The sequence below is a fragment of the Pseudomonas sp. B21-015 genome, from assembly GCF_024749285.1.
Lineage (GTDB): Bacteria > Pseudomonadota > Gammaproteobacteria > Pseudomonadales > Pseudomonadaceae > Aquipseudomonas.
On the sequence record NZ_CP087196.1, the window covers coordinates 4,393,746 to 4,415,132 of the forward strand.

Here is a 21,387-nt window from a genome sequence, read left to right on the forward strand (position 1 = left end):
CCTGTCACGAAAACCGGCGCATGATAGCCGAGATCGGCCCCCTGGACTTGTCCATAGCGTCCGGTTATTAGCCTTAACGTCTAAACAGGGCTAGGTTAAAGGCTCTGTCCGTCCTCTCAGTCCGTAGCCGCGCGGATCTAAAGGAGTCATTTCAATGCCGTCCCTCGATAGCCTGAAAACCCTTAAAACCTTACAAGTCGACGACAAGACCTATCACTATTTCAGCCTGCCCGAAGCCGCCAAGAGCTTGGGTGATCTCGACAATCTGCCGATGTCGTTGAAAGTGCTGCTGGAAAATCTGCTGCGCTGGGAGGACGAGAAAACCGTTACCGGCGCCGACCTCAAGGCGATTGCCGCCTGGCTCAAGGAACGTCGCTCCGACCGCGAAATCCAGTACCGGCCCGCGCGGGTACTCATGCAGGACTTTACCGGCGTCCCCGCCGTGGTCGACCTCGCCGCCATGCGCGCCGCCATGGCCAAGGCCGGTGGTGACCCGCAGCGAATCAATCCGCTGTCGCCGGTGGACCTGGTGATCGACCACTCGGTGATGGTCGACAAGTTCGCAAGCAGTAGCGCCTTCGAACAGAACGTCGACATCGAAATGCAGCGCAACCACGAGCGTTACGCCTTCCTGCGCTGGGGGCAGAGCGCCTTCGACAACTTCAGCGTCGTGCCGCCGGGCACCGGCATCTGCCACCAGGTCAACCTCGAGTATCTGGGCCGCACGGTCTGGACCAAGGATGAGGACGGGCGCACCTATGCCTTCCCGGACACGCTGGTCGGCACCGACTCCCACACCACCATGATCAACGGCCTCGGCGTACTCGGCTGGGGTGTCGGCGGGATCGAAGCGGAAGCGGCGATGCTCGGCCAACCGGTGTCGATGCTGATTCCAGAAGTGATCGGCTTCAAACTCACCGGCAAGCTCAAGGAAGGCATAACCGCCACCGACCTGGTGCTGACCGTAACCCAAATGCTGCGCAAGAAAGGCGTGGTCGGGAAATTCGTCGAGTTCTACGGCGACGGCCTCGCCGACCTGCCGCTGGCCGACCGCGCGACCATCGCCAACATGGCCCCGGAATACGGCGCCACTTGCGGCTTCTTCCCGGTGGACGAAGTGACACTGGAATACTTGCGTCTTTCCGGACGCACCCCGCAAACCGTGAAACTGGTGGAGGCCTACAGCAAGACCCAAGGCCTGTGGCGCCTGCCCGGCAAGGAGCCGGCGTTCACCGACAGCCTGGCTCTGGACATGGGCAGCGTCGAAGCCAGCCTCGCCGGGCCGAAACGCCCACAGGACCGCGTCTCGTTGCCGAACGTGGCGCAAGCGTTCACTGACTTTCTCGGCCTGCAATTCAAACCCTCCACCAAGGAAGAGAGCCGCCTCGAAAGTGAGGGCGGTGGAGGCGTTGCGGTGGGCAACGCTGATCTGGTCGGCGAAGCGGACTACCATCACGAAGGCCGTACGTATCGGCTGAAAAACGGCGCGGTGGTGATTGCCGCCATCACGTCCTGCACCAACACCTCCAATCCCAGCGTGATGATGGCTGCGGGGCTGGTGGCGAAGAAAGCCATAGAGAAAGGCCTCAAGCGCAAACCGTGGGTCAAGAGTTCGCTGGCCCCCGGTTCGAAAGTGGTGACCGACTACTACAAGGCGGCCGGCCTGACCCAATACCTCGATGAACTCGGTTTTGCGCTGGTCGGTTATGGCTGCACCACCTGTATCGGTAACTCCGGACCGTTGCCGGAGCCAATCGAAAAAGCCATTCAGAAAGCCGACCTGACGGTTGCCTCGGTACTCTCGGGCAACCGTAACTTCGAAGGTCGCGTGCATCCCTTGGTGAAAACCAACTGGCTGGCCTCCCCGCCCCTGGTCGTCGCCTATGCGTTGGCCGGCACGGTGCGCATCGACATCAGCAGCGAGCCATTGGGTAACGACAAGGACGGCCATCCGGTTTATCTGCGAGACATTTGGCCGAGCACCAGGGAAATCGCCGATGCGGTGACTCAGGTGAACACCGCGATGTTCCACAAGGAGTACGCCGAAGTGTTTGCCGGCGACGAGCAATGGCAAGCCATCGAAGTGCCGCAGGCGGCGACTTATGTCTGGAACAACGATTCGACGTATATCCAGCATCCACCATTCTTCGATGACATTGGCGGCCCTGCCCCGGTGGTCAAGGATGTCGAAGGGGCGAAAGTCCTCGCCCTGCTCGGAGATTCGGTGACCACCGACCACATTTCCCCGGCCGGCAACATCAAGACTGACAGCCCCGCCGGCCGTTACCTGCGCGAGCAAGGGGTGGAACCGCGGGACTTCAATTCCTATGGCTCCCGTCGCGGCAACCACGAAGTGATGATGCGCGGCACCTTCGCCAACATCCGTATTCGCAACGAGATGCTCGGCGGCGAAGAAGGCGGCAACACGATTTATATGCCGACCGGGGAGAAGCTGCCGATCTACGACGCGGCCATGCGTTACCAAGTGTCGGGCACACCGCTGGTGGTGATCGCCGGGCAAGAATACGGCACCGGTTCGAGCCGCGACTGGGCAGCCAAGGGCACCAACCTGCTGGGGGTCAAAGCGGTCATCGCCGAAAGCTTCGAGCGGATTCACCGTTCCAACCTGGTGGGCATGGGCGTGTTGCCGTTGCAGTTCAAGCTGGATCAGAACCGCAAGAGCCTGAACCTCACCGGCAAGGAAACCCTGGATATCCTTGGCCTGACGGGCGTCGAACTGACTCCGCGGATGAACCTGACACTGGTCATCACCCGTGAAGACGGCAGCAAGGAAAAGGTCGAGGTGTTGTGCCGGATCGATACCCTCAATGAGGTGGAGTACTTCAAGGCTGGAGGGATTTTGCACTACGTGTTGCGGCAGTTGATTGCCTCGTAACGCCCTTGCTGACATCGACACCGCCTTCGGGCGGTGTTCTTGTTTACGCGGTGTACGGTTCTATAATCGCGCGCCCAATCATTTTGTATCGATCACAAATCAAATGCGGGAGCGAGCTTGCTCGCGAAGGCGGTGTGTCAGACAACGAAGAGGTTGAATGTTAAACCGCTCTCGCGAGCAAGCCCGCTCCCACAGAAACTGAGGCAATCCGCAGATTCTCTGAAACAAGGATTTCAAATGATCGCTCTGCCATGGATCTATCTGGCACTTCTCTCCATTGGCTATAGCCTGGCTTTGATCTACGGCCATCTCGGCTGGCTGGCCGCTATCTCTTTCGGGTTGCTGCTGTTTGCCGGCTTCGCCGTTCGCCAACAACAGATTCCGCTTGGCCGCTACCTCGGCCACGGCTTGTTCATCGTTCTGGCGGTAGCGCTGGCAATGCACTGGCTTCCCGGCTTCTACAACGGTCGCGCCATCGATCCCCAACGTTTCACCGACGATGCCGTGCCGTTCGCCATGTACCTGAATCAGGACAAACCCCTGATCGGCTTCTGGCTGTTGCTGGTTTGCCCGTGGATTATCGGCCGGCGTTCGCTGCGACTGGCCGTTTATGCCACCGCCCTCGCCCTGACCGTAAGCGCCGTGCTGGCCTTGGGTGGCGCGCTGTTGCTGGGCGTGATCAGTTGGGCGCCGAAGTGGCCGGATCAAGCCTGGCTGTGGGTGCTGAACAATCTGTTGCTGGTGACGCTGGTGGAAGAAGCGCTGTTTCGCGGCTACATCCAGGGCGGTCTGAGCCGGCACTTCAAACACCTGCCTTATGGCGAAAGCCTCGCGCTGGTGCTCGCATCAATGCTGTTCGGCCTCGTTCATCTGGGCGCTGGCTGGCAATGGGTGTTGCTGGCGAGCCTGGCGGGGCTCGGCTACGGCCTTGCCTACCGTTTCGGCGGGTTGGGCGCGGCCATCGCCACCCATTTTGGTTTGAATTTGCTGCATTTCGGGCTGTTCACTTATCCGATGCTCGCCGGGTGACGCAATGATCGTTTTGCGACGCGTCACTGATTATTGAAAAAAAACCTCAATAAGTTCCTGACGATGCCGATAACCGCTCAAAGCCTTGCGGATTGAGAAAGCCATGCGTAACAACCAGCCCATTACACAACGCGAACGGACCTTCCCGGCTCAGCAACGGTTGATTTCCACCACCGATGCCAAGGGCTTGATCACCTACTGCAACGATGCTTTCGTCGAAATCAGCGGGTTTTCTCGTGAGGAACTGATCCGTGCGCCGCATAACCTGGTCCGTCACCCCGACGTCCCGGCTGCGGTGTTCGCGCACATGTGGGGCACACTGAAACAAGGCTTGCCATGGATGGGCATTGTCAAGAATCGCTGCAAGACCGGTGACCACTACTGGGTTAACGCCTATGTCACACCGGTGTTCGATGGCAATCAGGTGATCGGTTACGAGTCGGTGCGGGTCAAACCCACCGCCGAGCAGATCCGCCGTGCCGAAGCGCTCTACCAACGCATCAACCAGGGCAAGTCAGCCGTTCCTCAAACGGATAAGTGGTTGCCGGTACTTCAGGACTGGCTGCCGTTCATACTGATCAGCCAACTGAGCTTCATGATTGGCGCCACGTTGACGTCGCAGTGGGGCTTCGCCCTCGCCGCCGGCCTCTCGGTGCCATTGGGTTTGATGGGCTTGAGCTGGCAACAGCGCGGTATCAAGCGTCTGCTGCGCCTGGCCGAGCAGACCACGTCCGACCCGCTGATCGCGCAGATGTACACCGATAGCCGCGGTGCCCAGGCGCGTCTGGAGATGTCGATCCTCAGCCAGGAAGCACGCCTGAAAACCTGCCTGACCCGCCTGCAGGACACCGCCGAGCATCTGACGGAGCAAGCGAAGCAGTCCGACGCCCTGGCCCACAACAGCTCCACGGGCCTGGAACGTCAACGGGTCGAAACCGAGCAGGTGGCGACCGCCGTCAATGAGATGGCCGCCACCACTCAGGAGGTTGCCAGCCACGTGCAGCGCACCGCTGACGCCACTCAGGAAGCCAATCGCCTGACCGGTCGCGGTCGCGATATCGCCGGGGAAACCCGCGAAGCTATTCAGCGCCTGTCGGCGGTGGTCGGTGAAACCGGCCTGACGGTCACGCAATTGGCTAAAGACAGTAACGAAATCGGCGGTGTGGTTGATGTGATCAAAGGCATCGCCGACCAGACCAACCTGCTGGCCTTGAACGCCGCGATTGAAGCCGCGCGTGCCGGTGAGATGGGCCGTGGTTTTGCGGTGGTGGCCGACGAAGTTCGCCAACTGGCGCAACGCACCAGCGAATCCACCGGGCAGATCCACGCCCTGATCGCCAAGCTGCAACAGACCGCCGGCACGGCGGTGCAAACCATGGAGGCTGGCCATCGCCAGGCCGAAGAAGGTGTGGCACGGGTATTGGAAGCGGATCAGGCGCTGGTGGGCATCAGCGAAGCCGTGGCCCACATCACCGACATGACCACTCAGATCGCTGCCGCTACCGAAGAGCAAAGCGCTGTGGCCGAAGAAATCAGCCGCAACATCAGCAACATCTCGCAACTGGCTGACCAGACCTCGGAACAGGCACAGAACTCGGCGCTGTTGAGCGAGGAACTGACCAAGACCGCGAATACCCAGTATTCGTTGGTGGAGCGGTTTAACCGCTGATCAGTGACAGCAAAACGAAAACCCGGACGGTGAAAACTTCCGGGTTTTTTATTGCCATTCTGAAAATAGTGACGCCTGTCCGGGCCCCTTCGCGGGCAAGCCCGCTCCCACAGGGTTTTGTATTGATCATAAAAATCGAGCGACACCGCCAGTCACTGTGGGAGCGGGCTTGCCCGCGATGAGGCCCCGGCAGGCACTGCAAATCTTACTGTAGAAATTCCGCAACCTTCCTCGCCGCAGCCGCCAAATGCTGCTCATGGGTAAACCCCGAAGCCTTCAACGGCTTCAAATCATGGTCCCCTGCCGTCAGCCAGAACACCTCGATAGCCGGGGCCAATGCGTAAGCCTCCACGGCTTCACGATTACCCAACGCATCCCTCTCCCCCTGCACGATCAACGTCCGGGTTTTCAGAGCCGCCAAATGCTCGACCCGCGGCTTCTCCGGTTTGCCCACCGCATAAAACGGATAACCGAGACACACCAGCGCATCCGCTTCCAGCTCATCGGCTAAAAGACTGGCCATCCGCCCGCCCATGGACTTGCCGCCAATGGCCACACGCCCAGTGACATGGCGTCGCACCAAGGCATACACCTCGCGCCAGCACTCCAGCAATTTCGGCGCCGGGTTCGGCGGGCGCTTGCCGCCATCGGCACGGCGCTGGGCCATGTACGGAAACTCGAAACGCAACACATTGACCCCATGTGCAGCAAGGCGCACAGCCATGTCGCTCATCCAGCCACTGTCCATCGGCGCACCGGCGCCGTGAGCGAGAATCAGTGTCGCCGAAGCCGGTGTCGAGGCCGCATTCCACAACCATCCATGATCCTGCACGCACTGCGCCCATTGATCCCCGTCAATACTGGCCTTGTGCTGTTTGTCCATGCTTGCCTCGCTTTTAGTCTGCCTATAACTCCAGACGAAGGGAGCGTTGCCTTGCGCAAACGCTCTCACTTCGGCTGAACCGTGGATGGGGAACCATGAACACTTCTATCAGTACCGCCTACAACTACAAGGTGGTCCGCCAATTCGCCATTATGACGGTGGTATGGGGCATCGTCGGCATGGGGCTCGGGGTTTTTCTCGCCGCCCAGTTGGTCTGGCCCGAACTCAACTTCAATCTGCCATGGACCAGCTTCGGGCGGTTGCGTCCGCTGCACACCAACGCGGTGATCTTCGCCTTCGGCGGCTGCGCCTTGTTCGCCAGTTCTTTCTATTCGGTGCAACGCACCTGCCAGGCCCGTTTGTTTGCGCCGAAAATCGCCGCGTTCTGCTTCTGGGGCTGGCAACTGGTGATCCTGCTGGCGGCCATCAGCCTGCCGCTCGGCTACACCAGCTCCAAGGAATACGCCGAACTGGAATGGCCGATCGACATCCTGATCACCATCGTCTGGGTGGCCTATGCCATCGTGTTTTTCGGCACGATCATGCAGCGCAAGACCAAACACATCTATGTCGGTAACTGGTTCTTCGGTGCGTTCATCATCACCGTGGCGATCCTGCACATCGTCAACAACCTGGAATTGCCGGTGAGCCTCACCAAGTCCTACTCGGTGTACGCCGGTGCGACCGATGCCATGGTGCAGTGGTGGTACGGACACAACGCCGTAGGCTTTTTCCTCACCGCCGGTTTTCTCGGGATGATGTACTACTTCGTGCCGAAACAGGCCGAGCGTCCGGTGTATTCCTATCGCCTGTCCATCGTGCACTTCTGGGCGCTGATCACCCTGTACATCTGGGCCGGCCCCCACCACTTGCACTACACCGCACTGCCGGACTGGGCGCAGTCGCTGGGCATGGTGATGTCGCTGATCCTGCTGGCGCCGAGCTGGGGCGGGATGATCAACGGCATGATGACCCTGTCGGGCGCCTGGCATAAGTTGCGCAGCGACCCGATCCTGCGTTTCCTCGTGGTCTCCCTGGCGTTCTACGGCATGTCGACCTTCGAAGGGCCGATGATGGCAATCAAAACGGTCAACGCCCTCTCCCACTACACCGACTGGACCATCGGCCACGTTCACGCCGGCGCGCTCGGCTGGGTGGCGATGATTTCCATCGGCGCGCTGTACCACATGATCCCGAAAGTCTTCGGCCGCGAGCAGATGCACAGCACCGGCCTGATCAATGCGCACTTCTGGCTGGCGACCATCGGCACCGTGCTGTACATCGCCTCGATGTGGGTCAACGGCATCGCCCAGGGCCTGATGTGGCGCGCCGTCAACGAGGACGGCACGCTGACCTATTCCTTCGTCGAAACCCTGGTGGCCAGCCACCCAGGTTTCGTCGTACGGCTGGTGGGCGGTGCGATCTTCCTCAGTGGCATGTTCCTGATGGCTTACAACACCTGGCGCACCGTGCGGGCCTCACAGCCTGCCGAAGCCGCCGCTGCTGCGCAGATCGCCTGAGGAGTCCGCCATGAAACACGAAACAATCGAGAAAAACGTCGGCCTGCTGCTGTTGCTGATGGTGCTGGCCGTGAGCATCGGCGGCCTGACCCAGATCGTCCCGCTGTTCTTTCAGGACGTGACCAACAAACCGGTGGAAGGCATGAAGCCCTACACCGCGTTGCAACTGGAAGGTCGCGACATTTACATCCGCGAAGGCTGCGTCGGTTGCCATTCGCAGATGATCCGCCCGTTCCGTGCCGAAACCGAGCGCTATGGCCACTACTCGGTGGCCGGGGAAAGTGTGTGGGATCACCCGTTCCTTTGGGGTTCGAAACGAACCGGACCTGATTTGGCGCGAGTGGGCGGTCGCTACTCCGAAGACTGGCATCGCGCGCACTTGTACAACCCGCGCAACGTGGTGCCGGAGTCGAAGATGCCGGCCTACCCGTGGCTGGTGGCCAATCCGGTCGACAGCAGCCACACCGAAACCAAGCTCCGCGCCATGCGTACTCTCGGCGTGCCGTACACCGATGAGGACATCGCAGGCAGTGTCGAGTCGCTCAAGGGCAAGACCGAAATGGACGCGCTGGTTGCCTACCTTCAAGTGCTCGGCACTGCCATCAAGAGCAAGAGGTGAGCCCCATGGTCTTTGAAATGAGCAGTGGAATGATCCGCGGCCTGGGCACGGTCGTGGTGTTCGTGGCCTTCGTCGGCCTGACGCTGTGGGTGTTCAACGGCAAGCGCGATCCGGCATTCGCCGAAGCGCGCCTGCTGCCGTTCGCCGACGAACCGCAACAAGGCAACGCCACCACCCAAGAACCTGCAACAACAAGGAGTACCCGGCCATGACCACCTTCTGGAGTACGTGGATCTGCGTACTGACCATCGGCAGCCTGATCGGCCTGACCTGGCTGCTGATCGGCACGCGCCGAGGGGAAACCAAGGGCAGCACCGACCAGACCATGGGCCACAGTTTCGACGGCATCGAGGAGTACGACAACCCGCTGCCGCAGTGGTGGTTCATGCTGTTCGCCGGCACGCTGGTGTTCGCCGTGGGCTACTTGATCCTTTACCCGGGCCTGGGCAACTGGAAAGGCATCCTGCCGGGTTACGAGGACGGCTGGACCGGCGTCCACGAGTGGGAAAAAGAGATGAACAAGGCTGACGCGAAGTTCGGACCGATCTTTGCCAGGTTTGCGGCCATGCCCGTGGAAGAAGTTGCCAAAGACCCGCAAGCGCTGAAAATGGGCGGTCGTCTGTTTGCGTCCAATTGCTCGGTGTGCCACGGCTCGGATGCCAAGGGCGCGTTCGGCTTCCCCAACCTGGCGGACAGCGATTGGCGCTGGGGCGGGGGCGCCGAGACGATCAAAACCACGATCATGGGCGGTCGCATGGCTGCGATGCCGGCGTGGGGTGAAATCCTCGGGGACGCGGGCGTGAAAAACGTCGCGGCGTATGTGCGTCACGAACTGGCCGGCCTGCCCTTGCCGGAAGGCAGCACCGCCGATCTGCAAGCCGGACAGCAAGTGTTCAGCACCACCTGCGTAGCCTGTCATGGGGCAAACGGCCAGGGCACTGAAGCCATGGGCGCGCCGAATCTGACGCACCCGGCCGGTTTTATCTACGGTACTAGCCTGGCGCAACTGCAACAGACTATTCGCCATGGCCGCCAGGGCCATATGCCAGCGCAAAACGAACTGCTGGGCAACGACAAGGTGCAATTGCTGGCCGCTTACGTGTACAGCTTGTCCCACGGAGTCAGCACCGAGCGTTTGCAGGCACAAGGCAAAAGCGAATAATTTTTGACCGCTCTACTGCCGCATTCTGCGGAATGCGGCAGTTCCCTGCCTCTTTGCGACCCATTGTCGCACCCTCCCATTCCCCTTCCTTTCGGTTCACCAGATTCGGGTCTAAGCTTCCTCGGTGCGGACTGGCATGAGTCGGTTCCAGGTCGATTTTACCCGATGTGTTCGACGATTCTGCTCGATGACAGGCCGCAAAGGCTGGTAGATACCGGCTGTCGCGCACATTGCCGTCTGTCCCTCGATCTTTGCGTTTGAACACACACCGTTACATCTGACCTGACCCCTTCGCTTTTTTCATCCGCTGCGACATTTTGTCAGAGGGCAATTTTGTCCTTACGCGGCGCATGGAAAGGCCGCAGAATCAGCTTTTGAAAGCATTGACCCAGGTCATGGCGCGTTGCAATGACCCCCCGCTTTCTACATACTTGCGGCCGATTTTTACTCCTAATAAAACACCCAAACCGTGGAACCTTAGAATGAGCACAGCAATCAGTCCGACTGCTTATAACTATAAGGTAGTCCGCCAGTTCGCCATCATGACGGTGGTCTGGGGGATCCTTGGCATGGGGCTTGGTGTCTTCATCGCCTCACAGCTCGTATGGCCGGAATTGAACTTCGGTCTGCCGTGGACGACTTTTGGACGCTTACGCCCGTTGCACACCAACCTGGTGATTTTCGCCTTCGGTGGTTGTGCCCTGTTTGCCACTTCCTATTACGTCGTGCAGCGAACCTGCCAAACGCGACTGATTTCCGACAGCCTCGCGGCCTTCACCTTCTGGGGTTGGCAAGCGGTGATCGTCGGCGCGATCGTTACCTTGCCGCTGGGTTACACCACCACCAAGGAATACGCGGAACTGGAATGGCCTCTGGCTATTCTGCTGGCCATCGTCTGGGTCACCTACGGTCTGGTGTTCTTCGGCACCATCGTCAAGCGCAAGACCAAGCACATTTATGTCGGTAACTGGTTCTACGGTGCTTTCATCGTCGTGACCGCGATGCTGCACATCGTCAACCACATGTCGCTGCCGGTCAGCCTGTTCAAGTCCTACTCGGCCTACTCGGGCGCGACGGACGCGATGATCCAGTGGTGGTACGGCCACAACGCCGTGGGCTTCTTCCTGACCACCGGCTTCCTGGGGATGATGTACTACTTCGTGCCGAAACAGGCCGAGCGTCCGATCTACTCCTATCGCCTGTCGATCGTGCACTTCTGGGCGCTGATCACCCTGTACATCTGGGCAGGCCCCCACCACCTGCACTACACCGCACTGCCGGACTGGGCTCAGTCCCTGGGCATGGCGATGTCGATCATCCTGCTGGCACCAAGCTGGGGCGGCATGATCAACGGCATGATGACCCTGTCGGGCGCCTGGCATAAGCTGCGCACCGACCCGATCCTGCGTTTCCTCGTGGTATCGCTGGCGTTCTACGGCATGTCGACCTTCGAAGGCCCGATGATGGCCATCAAGACCGTCAACTCGCTGTCGCACTACACCGACTGGACCATCGGCCACGTTCACGCCGGCGCGCTCGGCTGGGTAGCGATGATCTCGATCGGCGCGATCTACCACATGATCCCGAAACTGTTCGGTCGCGCGCAGATGCACAGCATCGGCCTGATCAACACGCACTTCTGGCTCGCGACCATCGGTACCGTTCTGTACATCGCGTCGATGTGGGTCAACGGCATCACCCAAGGCCTGATGTGGCGTGCAATCAACGACGACGGCACCCTCACCTACTCGTTCGTCGAAGCGTTGCAAGCCAGCCACCCTGGTTTCATCGTTCGCGCCCTGGGCGGTGCGTTCTTTGCCAGCGGCATGCTGTTCATGGCCTACAACGTGTTCCGTACCGTTCGTGCCTCGGACCCGGTTGAAGCCGAAGCCGCCGCCAAGATTGCTGTAGTTGGAGCTCACTGATGAAGCATGAAGCAGTCGAGAAGAACATTGGCCTGCTGGCCTTCTTCATGGTTATCGCCGTCAGCATCGGCGGCCTGACCCAAATCGTTCCGCTGTTTTTCCAGGACGTCACCAACAAGCCGGTCGAGGGCATGAAGCCTCGCACCGCCCTTGAGCTGGAAGGCCGCGACGTGTACATCGCCAACGGTTGTGTCGGCTGCCACTCGCAGATGATCCGCCCGTTCCGTGCTGAAACCGAACGTTACGGCCACTACTCGGTCGCCGGTGAAAGCGTTTGGGACCACCCGTTCCTGTGGGGTTCCAAGCGCACCGGTCCGGACCTGGCCCGTGTCGGCGGTCGTTACTCCGATGACTGGCAGCGTGCGCACTTGTACAACCCGCGCAACGTAGTGCCTGAGTCGAAAATGCCGGCCTACCCGTTCCTCGTGGAAAACAAGCTCGACGGCAAAGACACCGCCAAGAAAATGGAAGTCTTGCGCACGCTCGGCGTCCCTTACACCGACGAAGACATCGCCGGCGCCAAGGATGCTGTGAAGGGCAAAACCGAAATGGACGCGCTGGTGGCCTATCTGCAAGGCCTGGGCACCATCATCAAAAGCAAACGGTGATTTAGATGGATATCGGGATGATTCGTGGCCTGGGCACCGTTGTTGTGATGGTGGCCTTCATCGGTCTGGCGTTGTGGGTGTTCAGCCCCAAGCGCAAGTCGGAGTTTGAAGACGCGACCTTGCTGCCTTTCGCGGATGATCCCGAAGCCATCAAGCACGTCGAGCAAGCTTCTAGGAGTAACAAAGAATGACTACGTTCTGGAGTCTGTACGTCACAGTCCTCAGTCTCGGCACCATCTTCGCCCTGACCTGGCTGCTGCTGTCCACCCGCAAAGGTCAGCGCGCCGAGCAGACCGACGAGACGGTCGGCCACTCCTTCGACGGGATCGAGGAGTACGACAACCCACTGCCGAAATGGTGGTTCATGCTGTTCGTGGGCACCATCATCTTCGCCTTGGGCTACCTGGTCCTGTATCCGGGCCTGGGTAACTGGAAAGGCCTGCTGCCGGGTTATAACTACCTCGATAACGACAAGCAGACCGCGTTCGCCAACGGCCAGACCGGCTGGACCGGCGTCCACGAGTGGGAAAAGGAAATGCTCAGGTCGGACGCCAAATTCGGCCCGATCTTCGCCAAGTTCGCTTCCATGCCGATCGAAGACGTGGCAAAAGACCCGCAAGCCCTGAAGATGGGTGGCCGCCTGTTCGCCTCCAACTGCTCGGTCTGCCACGGTTCCGACGCCAAAGGCGCCTACGGTTTCCCGAACCTGACCGACGCCGACTGGCGCTGGGGCGGCGAAGCACAAACCATCAAGACCACTATCATGGGCGGTCGTCACGCCGTGATGCCAGCCTGGGCTGAAGTGATCGGCGAACAAGGCGTGAGCGACGTTGCCGCTTACGTGCTGACCACCCTCGATGGCCGCAAGCTGCCGGAAGGCGCCAAGGCTGACCCGGTTGCCGGCCAGAAGCTGTTCGCTGCCAACTGCGTGGCGTGCCACGGTCCGGAAGGCAAAGGCACCCCAGCCATGGGCGCCCCCAACCTGACCCACCCGGCGGCGTTCATCTACGGTTCGAGCTTCGCTCAACTGCAGCAGACCATCCGTTACGGCCGTCAGGGCCAGATGCCTGCGCAAGAACAGCTGCAAGGCAACGACAAGGTTCACCTGCTGGCCGCTTATGTCTACAGCCTGTCTCACGGTGAGAAGGCTTCGGCGGCGGATGCCCAGTAAGACACGCGTTTGATGCAATAAAACGGCCCCGCCCATGAAAATCGGCGGGGCTTTTTTTGTCTCGGCAATGTGCTCATGACTTGAGACAAATGCTCAATAGACTCGAACTTCAGTGCCCTATAGCGTTCATTCCCACCCCGATGACCAACGTCAGGGCCAACTTACATGGAAGAACTACATGTCAAAGAATGACGACAACACTATGCATGACGACTTTGAACCAGCGCTTCAAGACGCTGTAGACGTTGAACCTGAAGACTCAACGACAGGTGCGAGCGCGCAAAATGCTCGAATCAGGTCTTTCACCCACATAACTGACGTAGATGACGCCAATGGCGTAGATAAAAAACGTGGTAACGGCAGTGGTCTGGATAACCTGGGAGGTGGCAGGCTGCCCTGATTCCCGGCACCGACCACCAAACAGTGACCGAAGCCACAAAAACGGCCCCCTCATCTGATGGGGCCGTTTTCGTGCAAGCCGACAGCGTTAAAGGTCGTGATCTCCGAAGCGGGTGACCACAAGCAGGGGTGAGCGATTTTCAGTCCAGCGGTGCTGCACTGATCAATCCATGGGACGAATGAGCTCGCCGCCCCTTCAAAACCGACCATAATTCACAAGTCAATTGATTCAAGTCACTACACTGTCAGTTGATTTCCACCAACGTGACCAAAGGTCGCACCCTTGTGCCAGAGCGACAGGCGTATCATTGCACCACTGCAACACCTCTTTTTGACCGCGGTTGGCACGTACTGACCGGGGCATTTTTCCACTGCCGTGGGATGCAATGATGAGCAATCAGATTCCGGTACACGACGTCACTCCGCCTGCCAAGAACGCGAACAACAGCGTCGACCTCTACGCCTCTCGAGAAAAGATCTACACCCGCGCCTTCACCGGCCTGTTTCGCAACCTGCGGATGATGGGTGGTGCCGCGCTATTTCTGCTGTATTTCGGCACGGTGTGGCTGAACTGGGGCGCTCATCAAGCCGTCTGGTGGAACCTGCCAGAACGTAAATTCTTCATTTTTGGCGCGACCTTCTGGCCTCAGGATTTCATCCTGCTCTCGGGCATTCTGATCATCAGTGCCTTTGGCCTGTTCTTCATCACCGTGTATGCCGGTCGTGTCTGGTGCGGCTACACCTGCCCGCAAAGCGTCTGGACCTGGATCTTCATGTGGTGCGAAAAGGTCACCGAAGGCGACCGCAACCAGCGCATCAAGCTCGACAAGGCGCCGATGAGCGCCAACAAATTCCTGCGCAAATTCAGCAAGCACACGATGTGGCTGCTGATCGGTTTCGTGACCGGCATGACCTTCGTCGGCTACTTCTCGCCGATTCGCGAACTGGTGATCGACTTCTTCACAGGCGAAGCCGATGGCTGGTCGTATTTCTGGGTCGGTTTCTTCACCCTCGCCACTTACGGCAACGCCGGTTGGTTGCGCGAGCAGGTGTGCATTTACATGTGCCCGTACGCACGCTTCCAGAGTGTGATGTTCGACAAGGACACGCTGATCGTCTCCTACGACCCGCGTCGTGGCGAAAGCCGTGGCCCGCGCAAGAAAGGCATCGACTACAAGGCTCAGGGCCTGGGCGATTGCATCGACTGCACCATGTGCGTCCAGGTCTGCCCCACCGGCATCGACATCCGCGACGGCCTGCAAATCGAATGCATCGGCTGCGCGGCGTGCATCGATGCCTGCGACAGCATCATGGACAAGATGGATTACCCGCGCGGCCTGATCAGCTACACCACCGAGCACAACCTGTCGGGGCAAAAAACCCATAAACTGCGCCCGCGCCTGATCGGCTATGCCCTGGTGTTGCTGACCATGATCGCGTTGCTGGTGACCGCGTTCTTCATGCGCTCGCTGGTCGGTTTCGATGTCAGCAAAGACCGCGTGTTGTATCGCGAGAATGCCGAAGGCCGGATCGAAAACGTCTACAGCCTGAAGATCATGAACAAGGACCAGCGCGACCACACGTACGTGCTGGAAGCCACCGGCCTGCCGGACCTCAAGCTGCAAGGCAAGCGTGAGATCAAAGTCGCCGCCGGGGAAATTTTCAGCCAGCCGGTCGAGTTGTCCAGTGCACCGGAGCAACTGCCGTCGAGCACCAACGAGGTGAAATTCATCCTCAAGGATGCCGACGACGCCAACGTCCACGTTGAAGCCAAGAGCCGATTCATCGGCCCACAAATTCGTTGAGAGAAATGATCATGCCCGCAGCAACTGCCGCAAGCCCCTGGTACAAGCACCTTTGGCCGTGGATCATCATCGCCATCCTGGCCTGCTCGGTGACCTTGACCCTGTCGATGGTGATCATCGCGGTGAACAACCCGGACAACCTGGTCAACGATAACTATTACGAGGCCGGCAAAGGCATCAACCGCTCCCTGGACCGTGAACTGCTGGCCCAGACCCTGCAACTGCGTGCCAGCGTGCACCTGGATGACGTGACCGGCGAAGTCGATCTGCGCCTGAGCGGCAACAGCCAGCCCAAAACCCTTGAGCTGAACCTGATTTCACCCACCCAGCCGGAGAAAGATCGCAAGATCACCCTGGCCCGCAGCGAAACCGAACAGGGCCGCTACATCGGCCAGTTGAGCGACAAGGTTGAAGGCCGCCGTTTCGTCGAATTACTGGGCGTGCAGGATGACAAGATCTGGCGCATGTTCGAGGAAGAACAGGTCAGCCATGCCAAGGATCTGCTGCTCGGTGATGAGCCGTTGCAAGGCGCGGAAGACCTGAAAAAATAAAGTCGCGCTTCGCGCATCGCGAGCAGGCTCGCTCCCACAGTAGATCTGCGGTGTACATGCATTTTGTGCACGACATAGATCAAATGTGGGAGCGAGCCTGCTCGCGATGAGGCCCTCCCGGACGATATAGATTCCAGCTCATGAGTACCCCAACCCCCTGCTACCACTGTGCCCTGCCCGTCCCGGCCGGCAGCCGCTTCACGGCCGCCGTCCTCGGGGATACCCGCGAGTTCTGTTGTCCGGGTTGCCAGGCGGTGGCCGAGGCCATCGTGGCCGGTGGGCTGGAAAGCTATTACCAGCATCGCAGCGAAGCCTCGGCCAACCCCGAAGCATTACCGGTGCAATTGGTAGATGAGCTGGAGCTCTATGATCGCGCCGATGTGCAGCAACCCTTTGTTCGTCACGAAGGCGAACTCGCCGAAACCACCCTGTTGATGGAAGGCATCAGTTGCGCCGCCTGCGGCTGGTTGATCGAAAAGCATCTTCGCAGCCTCCCGGCAGTGGCCGAAGCACGCTTGAATTTGTCCAACCATCGTCTGCATGTACGCTGGGCCGATGCGCAATTGCCATTGAGCCAAGTGCTCAGCGAATTGCGCCACATCGGTTACGCCGCCCACCCTTATCAGGCCGACCGCGCCAGCGAACAACTGGCCAGCGAAAACCGCCTGGCCCTGCGTCAACTCGGGGTCGCGGGGCTGCTGTGGTTCCAGGCGATGATGGCGACCATGGCCACCTGGCCGGAATTCAACATCGACCTCAGCCCGCAGCTGCACACCATCTTGCGCTGGGTCGCGCTGTTTCTGACCACCCCGATCGTGTTTTACAGCTGCGCGCCGTTCTTCAAAGGGGCGATGCGCGATCTGCGCACCCGTCACCTGACCATGGACGTTTCGGTGTCGCTGGCGATCGGCAGTGCTTACATCGCAGGGATCTGGACCTCGATCACCGGGGTCGGCGAGCTGTATTTCGATGCGGTGGGGATGTTTGCGCTGTTCCTGCTGGCCGGGCGCTATCTGGAACGCCGCGCACGGGAACGCACAGCCGCCGCAACCGCACAACTGGTCAATCTGTTGCCCGCCTCCTGCCTGCGGCTGAGTGCTGACGGCCAGAGCGAGCGAATTCTGCTCAGCGAATTGCGCGTGGGCGATCAGGTGCTGGTGCATCCCGGCGCGACTCTGCCAGCCGACGGCAAGATCCTCGACGGCCAGTCGAGCATCGACGAATCCCTGCTCACCGGCGAATACCTGCCACAACCACGAACCCTGGGCGATGCCGTCACCGCCGGCACCTTGAACGTTGAAGGTGCACTGACCGTGGAAGTCTTGGCGCTGGGTCAGGACACGCGCCTGTCGGCCATCGTCCGCCTGTTGGATCGCGCCCAGGCCGAGAAGCCGCGACTGGCGGAAATCGCCGACCGCGCCGCGCAGTGGTTTTTACTGCTGACGCTTATCGCAGTGGCCGCCATCGGCCTGCTCTGGTGGGAACTGGACTCATCGCGAGCGTTCTGGATTGTCCTGGCGATGCTGGTTGCCACCTGCCCATGCGCTTTGTCCCTGGCCACGCCGACCGCCCTCACCGCCGCCACCGGCACGCTGCACAAACTGGGGCTTTTGCTGACGCGCGGCCATGTACTGGAAGGCCTGAACCAGATCGACACAGTGATTTTCGACAAGACTGGCACCCTCACCGAAGGTCGCCTGGCCTTGCGTTCGATCCGCCCGCTTGGGGCCCTGGCCAGTGATCAATGCCTGAGCCTCGCCGCCGCCCTGGAAAACCGCTCCGAACACCCGATCGCCCGGGCGTTTGGCCGCGCGCCGCTGGCCGCCGAAGAAGTCCACAGTACGCCGGGCCTGGGGCTTGAAGGGTTGGTCGGTTTACAACGCCTGCGCATTGGCCAACCGGGGTTTGTCTGCGAGCTCAGCGGTGCTCAAGTGCCGGTGATGCCCGATGAGCCCGGCCAATGGCTGCTGCTCGGCGACAGCCAAGGGCCGCTGGCGTGGTTCGTGCTCGACGACCGTTTACGCGCCGACGCACCCGCCCTGCTGGCGGCGTGCAAGGCGCGCGGCTGGCGCACACTGCTACTGTCCGGCGACAGCTCGCCGATGGTCGCCAGTGTCGCCGCCGAATTGGGCATCGACGAGGCCCGTGGGGGCTTGCGTCCGGACGATAAATTGCAGGTGCTGCAACAGCTGCACCAGGAAGGTCGCAAGGTGTTGATGCTCGGCGACGGGGTCAACGACGTACCGGTGCTGGCCGCCGCCGACATCAGCGTGGCGATGGGTTCGGCCACCGATCTGGCGAAAACCAGTGCCGACGCGGTGCTGCTGTCGAACCGCCTCGACGCGCTGGTGCAAGCCTTCAGCCTGGCTTGTCGCACCCGCCGGGTCATCATCGAGAACTTGCTGTGGGCAGCGCTGTACAATGGCCTCATGTTGCCGTTCGCCGCCCTCGGCTGGATCACTCCAGTATGGGCCGCAGTCGGCATGTCCATCAGTTCGTTGACCGTGGTGCTGAATGCCTTGCGCCTGACTCGCCTGCCGTGCGCGCCGGCTGCCGGCACCACGCCAGAAACCCGTCCGCTGCCGGCCTGAGCCGCACGGGCATGGAGTCCAGATGCCAGCTCTCTACGTGATGATCCCCGCCGCGCTGCTGATCGTGGCCATCGCTATCTACATCTTCTTCTGGGCGGTCGATAGCGGTCAGTACGACGACCTCGACGGCCCGGCCCATAGCATCCTGTTCGACGACCAGGACCCGAACCACAAGGCTGCGGTCGACGAGGCCAGCGGCCATCCGGCCAAACCGGACGACAAGGCGCCGCCCCATGCTTGAATTGGCGCCACTGCTGGTATCGGCGCTAATCCTCGGCCTGCTCGGTGGCGGACATTGCCTGGGCATGTGCGGTGGCTTGATGGGCGCGCTGACCCTGGCGATCCCCAAGGAACAACGCAGCCGACGCTTTCGATTGTTGCTGGCCTACAACCTGGGGCGAATTCTCAGCTATGCCGCTGCCGGCCTGCTGATCGGCCTGGCCGGCTGGGCCGTGGCCAATAGCCCGGCGGCAATGTTCATGCGCATCCTCGCCGGGCTGCTGTTGATCGCCATGGGGCTGTACCTGGCCGGCTGGTGGAGCGGCCTGACCCGCATCGAAAGCCTCGGTCGCGGCCTGTGGCGGCATATCCAGCCGATTGCCAACAGACTACTGCCGGTATCGAACCTGCCCCGCGCCCTGCTGCTGGGCGCGCTGTGGGGCTGGCTGCCGTGCGGGCTGGTTTACAGCACATTGCTGTGGTCGGCGAGTCAGGGTAATGCGCTGGACAGTGCGTTGCTGATGCTGGCATTCGGGCTGGGCACCTGGCCGGTGCTGCTCGCCACAGGGCTGGCGGCCGAGCGCGTCACGGCACTGCTGCGCAAACGCAGTGTGCGCATGACCGGCGGCTTGCTGGTGATGGTGTTCGGTATCTGGACCTTGCCGGGGCCGCATCAGCATTGGCTCATGGGCCACTGACCTGTGGCGAGGGAGCTTGCTCCCGCTGGGGCGCGAAGCGACCCCAAGAAATGGGACTGCTGCGCAGTCCAGCGGGAGCAAGCTCCCTCGCCACAGAAACCCACCACAACCACCAACCACCGTTGATTCAAATCAAGATGCCTCAACGCCGCCCCCCCTAGACTCGCCGACACTGCCAGCCTATCCGGGGGAATGCCCGCATGCTCGACGCCATTCGTTGGGACACAGATCTGATCCGCCGTTACGACCTGGCGGGACCGCGCTACACCTCGTATCCGACCGCCGTGCAATTCGACAGCCAGGTCGGCACCTTCGATCTGTTTCATGCCCTGCGCGACAGCCGCAAGGCCCTGCGGCCGCTGTCGCTGTATGTGCACGTGCCGTTCTGCGCGAACATCTGCTACTACTGCGCCTGCAACAAAGTCATCACCAAGGACCGCGGCCGCGCCCTGCCCTATTTGCAGCGCCTGGAACAGGAAATCCAGCTGATCGCCTGCCACCTCGACCCCACGCAGAAAGTCGAGCAACTGCATTTCGGCGGCGGCACGCCAACCTTTCTCAGCCACGACGAACTGCGCCAGTTGATGGCTCAGCTGCGCAAGCATTTCAATCTGCTGAATAACGATTCCGGCGACTATGGCATCGAGATCGACCCTCGCGAGGCCGACTGGTCGACCATGGGCCTGCTCCGGGAACTGGGCTTCAACCGGGTCAGCATCGGCCTGCAAGACCTCGACCCGGCGGTGCAACGAGCGGTCAATCGCCTGCAAAGCCTGGAAGAAACCCGCGCCGTGATCGACGCCGCCCGAACCCTGCAATTTCGCTCGATCAACATCGATCTGATCTATGGCCTGCCGAAGCAGACGCCCGAGAACTTCGCCCGTACCGTCGACGAAGTCATCAGCCTGCAACCGGATCGGCTCTCGGTATTCAACTACGCCCATCTGCCGGAACGCTTCATGCCGCAACGGCGAATCAACGGCAACGATCTACCGGCGCCGGCGCAGAAGCTGGAAATGCTCCAGCGCACCATCGAACAGCTGACAACCGCCGGTTACCGCTACATCGGCATGGACCATTTCGCCCTGCCCGACGATGAACTGGCGATTGCTCAGGAAGAATCGACCCTGCAACGTAACTTCCAGGGCTACACCACCCACGGTCATTGCGATCTGATCGGTCTGGGGGTATCGGCCATCAGCCAGATCGGGGATTTGTACTGCCAGAACAGCAGCGACCTGACCCAGTACCAGAACGCTTTGGCGTCTGCGCAACTGGCCACCAGCCGTGGCCTGGTGTGCAACGCTGACGATCGCTTGCGCAGAGCAGTGATTCAGCAACTGATTTGCCATTTCAGCCTGGAATTCACGGAAATCGAGCAGGCCTTCAATATCGATTTTCGTGGTTATTTCGGTGAACTTTGGCCACAGCTGCAGGACATGGCCGAGGACGGGCTGATTAAGCTGAACAACGATCGAATCACCGTACTCCCCGCAGGCCGGCTGCTGGTGCGCTCGGTGTGCATGGTGTTCGACGCGTATCTGGAACACACCAATCGCCAGCGTTTTTCACGAGTTATCTAGACCCCCTATGGCTAAATTGTCGCAGGCTGGCCCGAATGTCCTCCCGTAGGGTACCCTTA

Annotated in this window: 19 protein-coding genes; 18 read left to right on the forward strand and 1 reads right to left on the reverse strand. The window is 60.5% G+C overall.

Annotation, left to right across the window (positions count from 1 at the left end; genetic code table 11):
• Positions 1-154: 154 nt before the first annotated feature.
• The 3 genes from acnA (at position 155) to LOY38_RS20055 (ending at position 5,594) form a co-directional block, all read left to right on the forward strand.
• The gene (acnA, locus tag LOY38_RS20045) at positions 155-2,896 is read left to right on the forward strand and encodes an aconitate hydratase AcnA (protein WP_258696732.1); all 2,742 of its coding nucleotides are present in this window, start codon (positions 155-157) and stop codon (positions 2,894-2,896) included.
• A 237-nt stretch (positions 2,897-3,133) separates the two neighbouring features.
• On the forward strand, positions 3,134-3,925 hold the full coding sequence (locus LOY38_RS20050; protein WP_258696733.1) for a CPBP family intramembrane glutamic endopeptidase: 792 nt from the start codon (positions 3,134-3,136) through the stop codon (positions 3,923-3,925).
• A gap of 103 nt (positions 3,926-4,028) precedes the next feature.
• Positions 4,029-5,594, forward strand: a complete 1,566-nt coding sequence (locus tag LOY38_RS20055) for a PAS domain-containing methyl-accepting chemotaxis protein (protein WP_258696734.1) — start codon at positions 4,029-4,031, stop codon at positions 5,592-5,594.
• A 205-nt stretch (positions 5,595-5,799) separates the two neighbouring features.
• On the opposite strand, the gene LOY38_RS20060 is transcribed toward LOY38_RS20055, so the two are convergent.
• Positions 5,800-6,477, reverse strand: a complete 678-nt coding sequence (locus LOY38_RS20060; protein WP_258696735.1) for an alpha/beta family hydrolase — start codon at positions 6,475-6,477, stop codon at positions 5,800-5,802.
• A 95-nt stretch (positions 6,478-6,572) separates the two neighbouring features.
• On the opposite strand from LOY38_RS20060, the gene ccoN (LOY38_RS20065) reads away from it, so the two are divergent.
• From ccoN (LOY38_RS20065) to hemN, 15 genes are all read left to right on the forward strand, one after another.
• Entirely contained in the window at positions 6,573-7,997 is a 1,425-nt protein-coding gene (ccoN, locus tag LOY38_RS20065) for a cytochrome-c oxidase, cbb3-type subunit I (RefSeq protein ID WP_258696736.1), read from the forward strand.
• A 10-nt stretch (positions 7,998-8,007) separates the two neighbouring features.
• On the forward strand, positions 8,008-8,616 hold the full coding sequence (gene ccoO / locus LOY38_RS20070) for a cytochrome-c oxidase, cbb3-type subunit II (RefSeq protein ID WP_258696737.1): 609 nt from the start codon (positions 8,008-8,010) through the stop codon (positions 8,614-8,616).
• Positions 8,617-8,621: 5 nt separating this feature from the next.
• The gene (locus LOY38_RS20075) at positions 8,622-8,828 is read left to right on the forward strand and encodes a cbb3-type cytochrome c oxidase subunit 3 (RefSeq protein WP_258696738.1); all 207 of its coding nucleotides are present in this window, start codon (positions 8,622-8,624) and stop codon (positions 8,826-8,828) included.
• Entirely contained in the window at positions 8,825-9,778 is a 954-nt protein-coding gene (gene ccoP, locus LOY38_RS20080) for a cytochrome-c oxidase, cbb3-type subunit III (protein ID WP_258696739.1), read from the forward strand. Before LOY38_RS20075 ends, ccoP (LOY38_RS20080) begins: the two co-directional genes overlap by 4 nt.
• Positions 9,779-10,260: 482 nt before the next feature.
• Positions 10,261-11,703 (forward strand): cytochrome-c oxidase, cbb3-type subunit I, encoded by a 1,443-nt coding sequence (gene ccoN / locus LOY38_RS20085; RefSeq protein ID WP_258696740.1) that lies wholly within the window; start codon positions 10,261-10,263, stop codon positions 11,701-11,703.
• Positions 11,703-12,311, forward strand: coding sequence for a cytochrome-c oxidase, cbb3-type subunit II (gene ccoO, locus LOY38_RS20090; RefSeq protein WP_009042961.1), 609 nt, complete (start codon positions 11,703-11,705; stop codon positions 12,309-12,311). The genes ccoN (LOY38_RS20085) and ccoO (LOY38_RS20090) overlap by 1 nt, the downstream gene beginning before the upstream one ends.
• A 5-nt stretch (positions 12,312-12,316) precedes the next feature.
• Positions 12,317-12,502, forward strand: a complete 186-nt coding sequence (locus LOY38_RS20095) for a CcoQ/FixQ family Cbb3-type cytochrome c oxidase assembly chaperone (RefSeq protein WP_003175465.1) — start codon at positions 12,317-12,319, stop codon at positions 12,500-12,502.
• Positions 12,499-13,482 (forward strand): cytochrome-c oxidase, cbb3-type subunit III, encoded by a 984-nt coding sequence (gene ccoP / locus LOY38_RS20100; protein WP_258696741.1) that lies wholly within the window; start codon positions 12,499-12,501, stop codon positions 13,480-13,482. Before LOY38_RS20095 ends, ccoP (LOY38_RS20100) begins: the two co-directional genes overlap by 4 nt.
• 178 nt (positions 13,483-13,660) lie before the next feature.
• Positions 13,661-13,882 carry a hypothetical protein gene (locus LOY38_RS20105; RefSeq protein ID WP_258696742.1) on the forward strand — a complete coding sequence of 74 codons (222 nt, stop codon included), beginning with the start codon at positions 13,661-13,663 and terminating at the stop codon, positions 13,880-13,882.
• A gap of 388 nt (positions 13,883-14,270) precedes the next feature.
• Entirely contained in the window at positions 14,271-15,686 is a 1,416-nt protein-coding gene (gene ccoG / locus LOY38_RS20110; RefSeq protein WP_258696743.1) for a cytochrome c oxidase accessory protein CcoG, read from the forward strand.
• An 11-nt stretch (positions 15,687-15,697) separates the two neighbouring features.
• On the forward strand, positions 15,698-16,237 hold the full coding sequence (locus LOY38_RS20115) for a FixH family protein (RefSeq protein ID WP_258696744.1): 540 nt from the start codon (positions 15,698-15,700) through the stop codon (positions 16,235-16,237).
• Between the two features lie 140 nt (positions 16,238-16,377).
• Positions 16,378-18,828, forward strand: a complete 2,451-nt coding sequence (locus LOY38_RS20120; protein ID WP_258696745.1) for a heavy metal translocating P-type ATPase — start codon at positions 16,378-16,380, stop codon at positions 18,826-18,828.
• A gap of 22 nt (positions 18,829-18,850) precedes the next feature.
• Positions 18,851-19,069 (forward strand): cbb3-type cytochrome oxidase assembly protein CcoS, encoded by a 219-nt coding sequence (gene ccoS / locus LOY38_RS20125; protein ID WP_007905420.1) that lies wholly within the window; start codon positions 18,851-18,853, stop codon positions 19,067-19,069.
• Positions 19,062-19,745, forward strand: a complete 684-nt coding sequence (locus LOY38_RS20130) for a sulfite exporter TauE/SafE family protein (RefSeq protein WP_258696746.1) — start codon at positions 19,062-19,064, stop codon at positions 19,743-19,745. The genes ccoS and LOY38_RS20130 overlap by 8 nt, the downstream gene beginning before the upstream one ends.
• A 200-nt stretch (positions 19,746-19,945) precedes the next feature.
• Positions 19,946-21,328 carry an oxygen-independent coproporphyrinogen III oxidase gene (hemN, locus tag LOY38_RS20135; protein WP_258696747.1) on the forward strand — a complete coding sequence of 461 codons (1,383 nt, stop codon included), beginning with the start codon at positions 19,946-19,948 and terminating at the stop codon, positions 21,326-21,328.
• Positions 21,329-21,387 lie beyond the last annotated feature (59 nt).

Coding starts and splice junctions, on each gene's coding strand:
- acnA (WP_258696732.1), top strand. CDS start 155: ATGCCGTCCCTCGATAGCCTGAAAACCCTTAAAACCTTACAAGTCGAC.
- LOY38_RS20050 (WP_258696733.1), top strand. CDS start 3,134: ATGATCGCTCTGCCATGGATCTATCTGGCACTTCTCTCCATTGGCTAT.
- LOY38_RS20055 (WP_258696734.1), top strand. CDS start 4,029: ATGCGTAACAACCAGCCCATTACACAACGCGAACGGACCTTCCCGGCT.
- LOY38_RS20060 (WP_258696735.1), bottom strand. CDS start 6,477: ATGGACAAACAGCACAAGGCCAGTATTGACGGGGATCAATGGGCGCAG.
- ccoN (WP_258696736.1), top strand. CDS start 6,573: ATGAACACTTCTATCAGTACCGCCTACAACTACAAGGTGGTCCGCCAA.
- ccoO (WP_258696737.1), top strand. CDS start 8,008: ATGAAACACGAAACAATCGAGAAAAACGTCGGCCTGCTGCTGTTGCTG.
- LOY38_RS20075 (WP_258696738.1), top strand. CDS start 8,622: ATGGTCTTTGAAATGAGCAGTGGAATGATCCGCGGCCTGGGCACGGTC.
- ccoP (WP_258696739.1), top strand. CDS start 8,825: ATGACCACCTTCTGGAGTACGTGGATCTGCGTACTGACCATCGGCAGC.
- ccoN (WP_258696740.1), top strand. CDS start 10,261: ATGAGCACAGCAATCAGTCCGACTGCTTATAACTATAAGGTAGTCCGC.
- ccoO (WP_009042961.1), top strand. CDS start 11,703: ATGAAGCATGAAGCAGTCGAGAAGAACATTGGCCTGCTGGCCTTCTTC.
- LOY38_RS20095 (WP_003175465.1), top strand. CDS start 12,317: ATGGATATCGGGATGATTCGTGGCCTGGGCACCGTTGTTGTGATGGTG.
- ccoP (WP_258696741.1), top strand. CDS start 12,499: ATGACTACGTTCTGGAGTCTGTACGTCACAGTCCTCAGTCTCGGCACC.
- LOY38_RS20105 (WP_258696742.1), top strand. CDS start 13,661: ATGTCAAAGAATGACGACAACACTATGCATGACGACTTTGAACCAGCG.
- ccoG (WP_258696743.1), top strand. CDS start 14,271: ATGAGCAATCAGATTCCGGTACACGACGTCACTCCGCCTGCCAAGAAC.
- LOY38_RS20115 (WP_258696744.1), top strand. CDS start 15,698: ATGCCCGCAGCAACTGCCGCAAGCCCCTGGTACAAGCACCTTTGGCCG.
- LOY38_RS20120 (WP_258696745.1), top strand. CDS start 16,378: ATGAGTACCCCAACCCCCTGCTACCACTGTGCCCTGCCCGTCCCGGCC.
- ccoS (WP_007905420.1), top strand. CDS start 18,851: ATGCCAGCTCTCTACGTGATGATCCCCGCCGCGCTGCTGATCGTGGCC.
- LOY38_RS20130 (WP_258696746.1), top strand. CDS start 19,062: ATGCTTGAATTGGCGCCACTGCTGGTATCGGCGCTAATCCTCGGCCTG.
- hemN (WP_258696747.1), top strand. CDS start 19,946: ATGCTCGACGCCATTCGTTGGGACACAGATCTGATCCGCCGTTACGAC.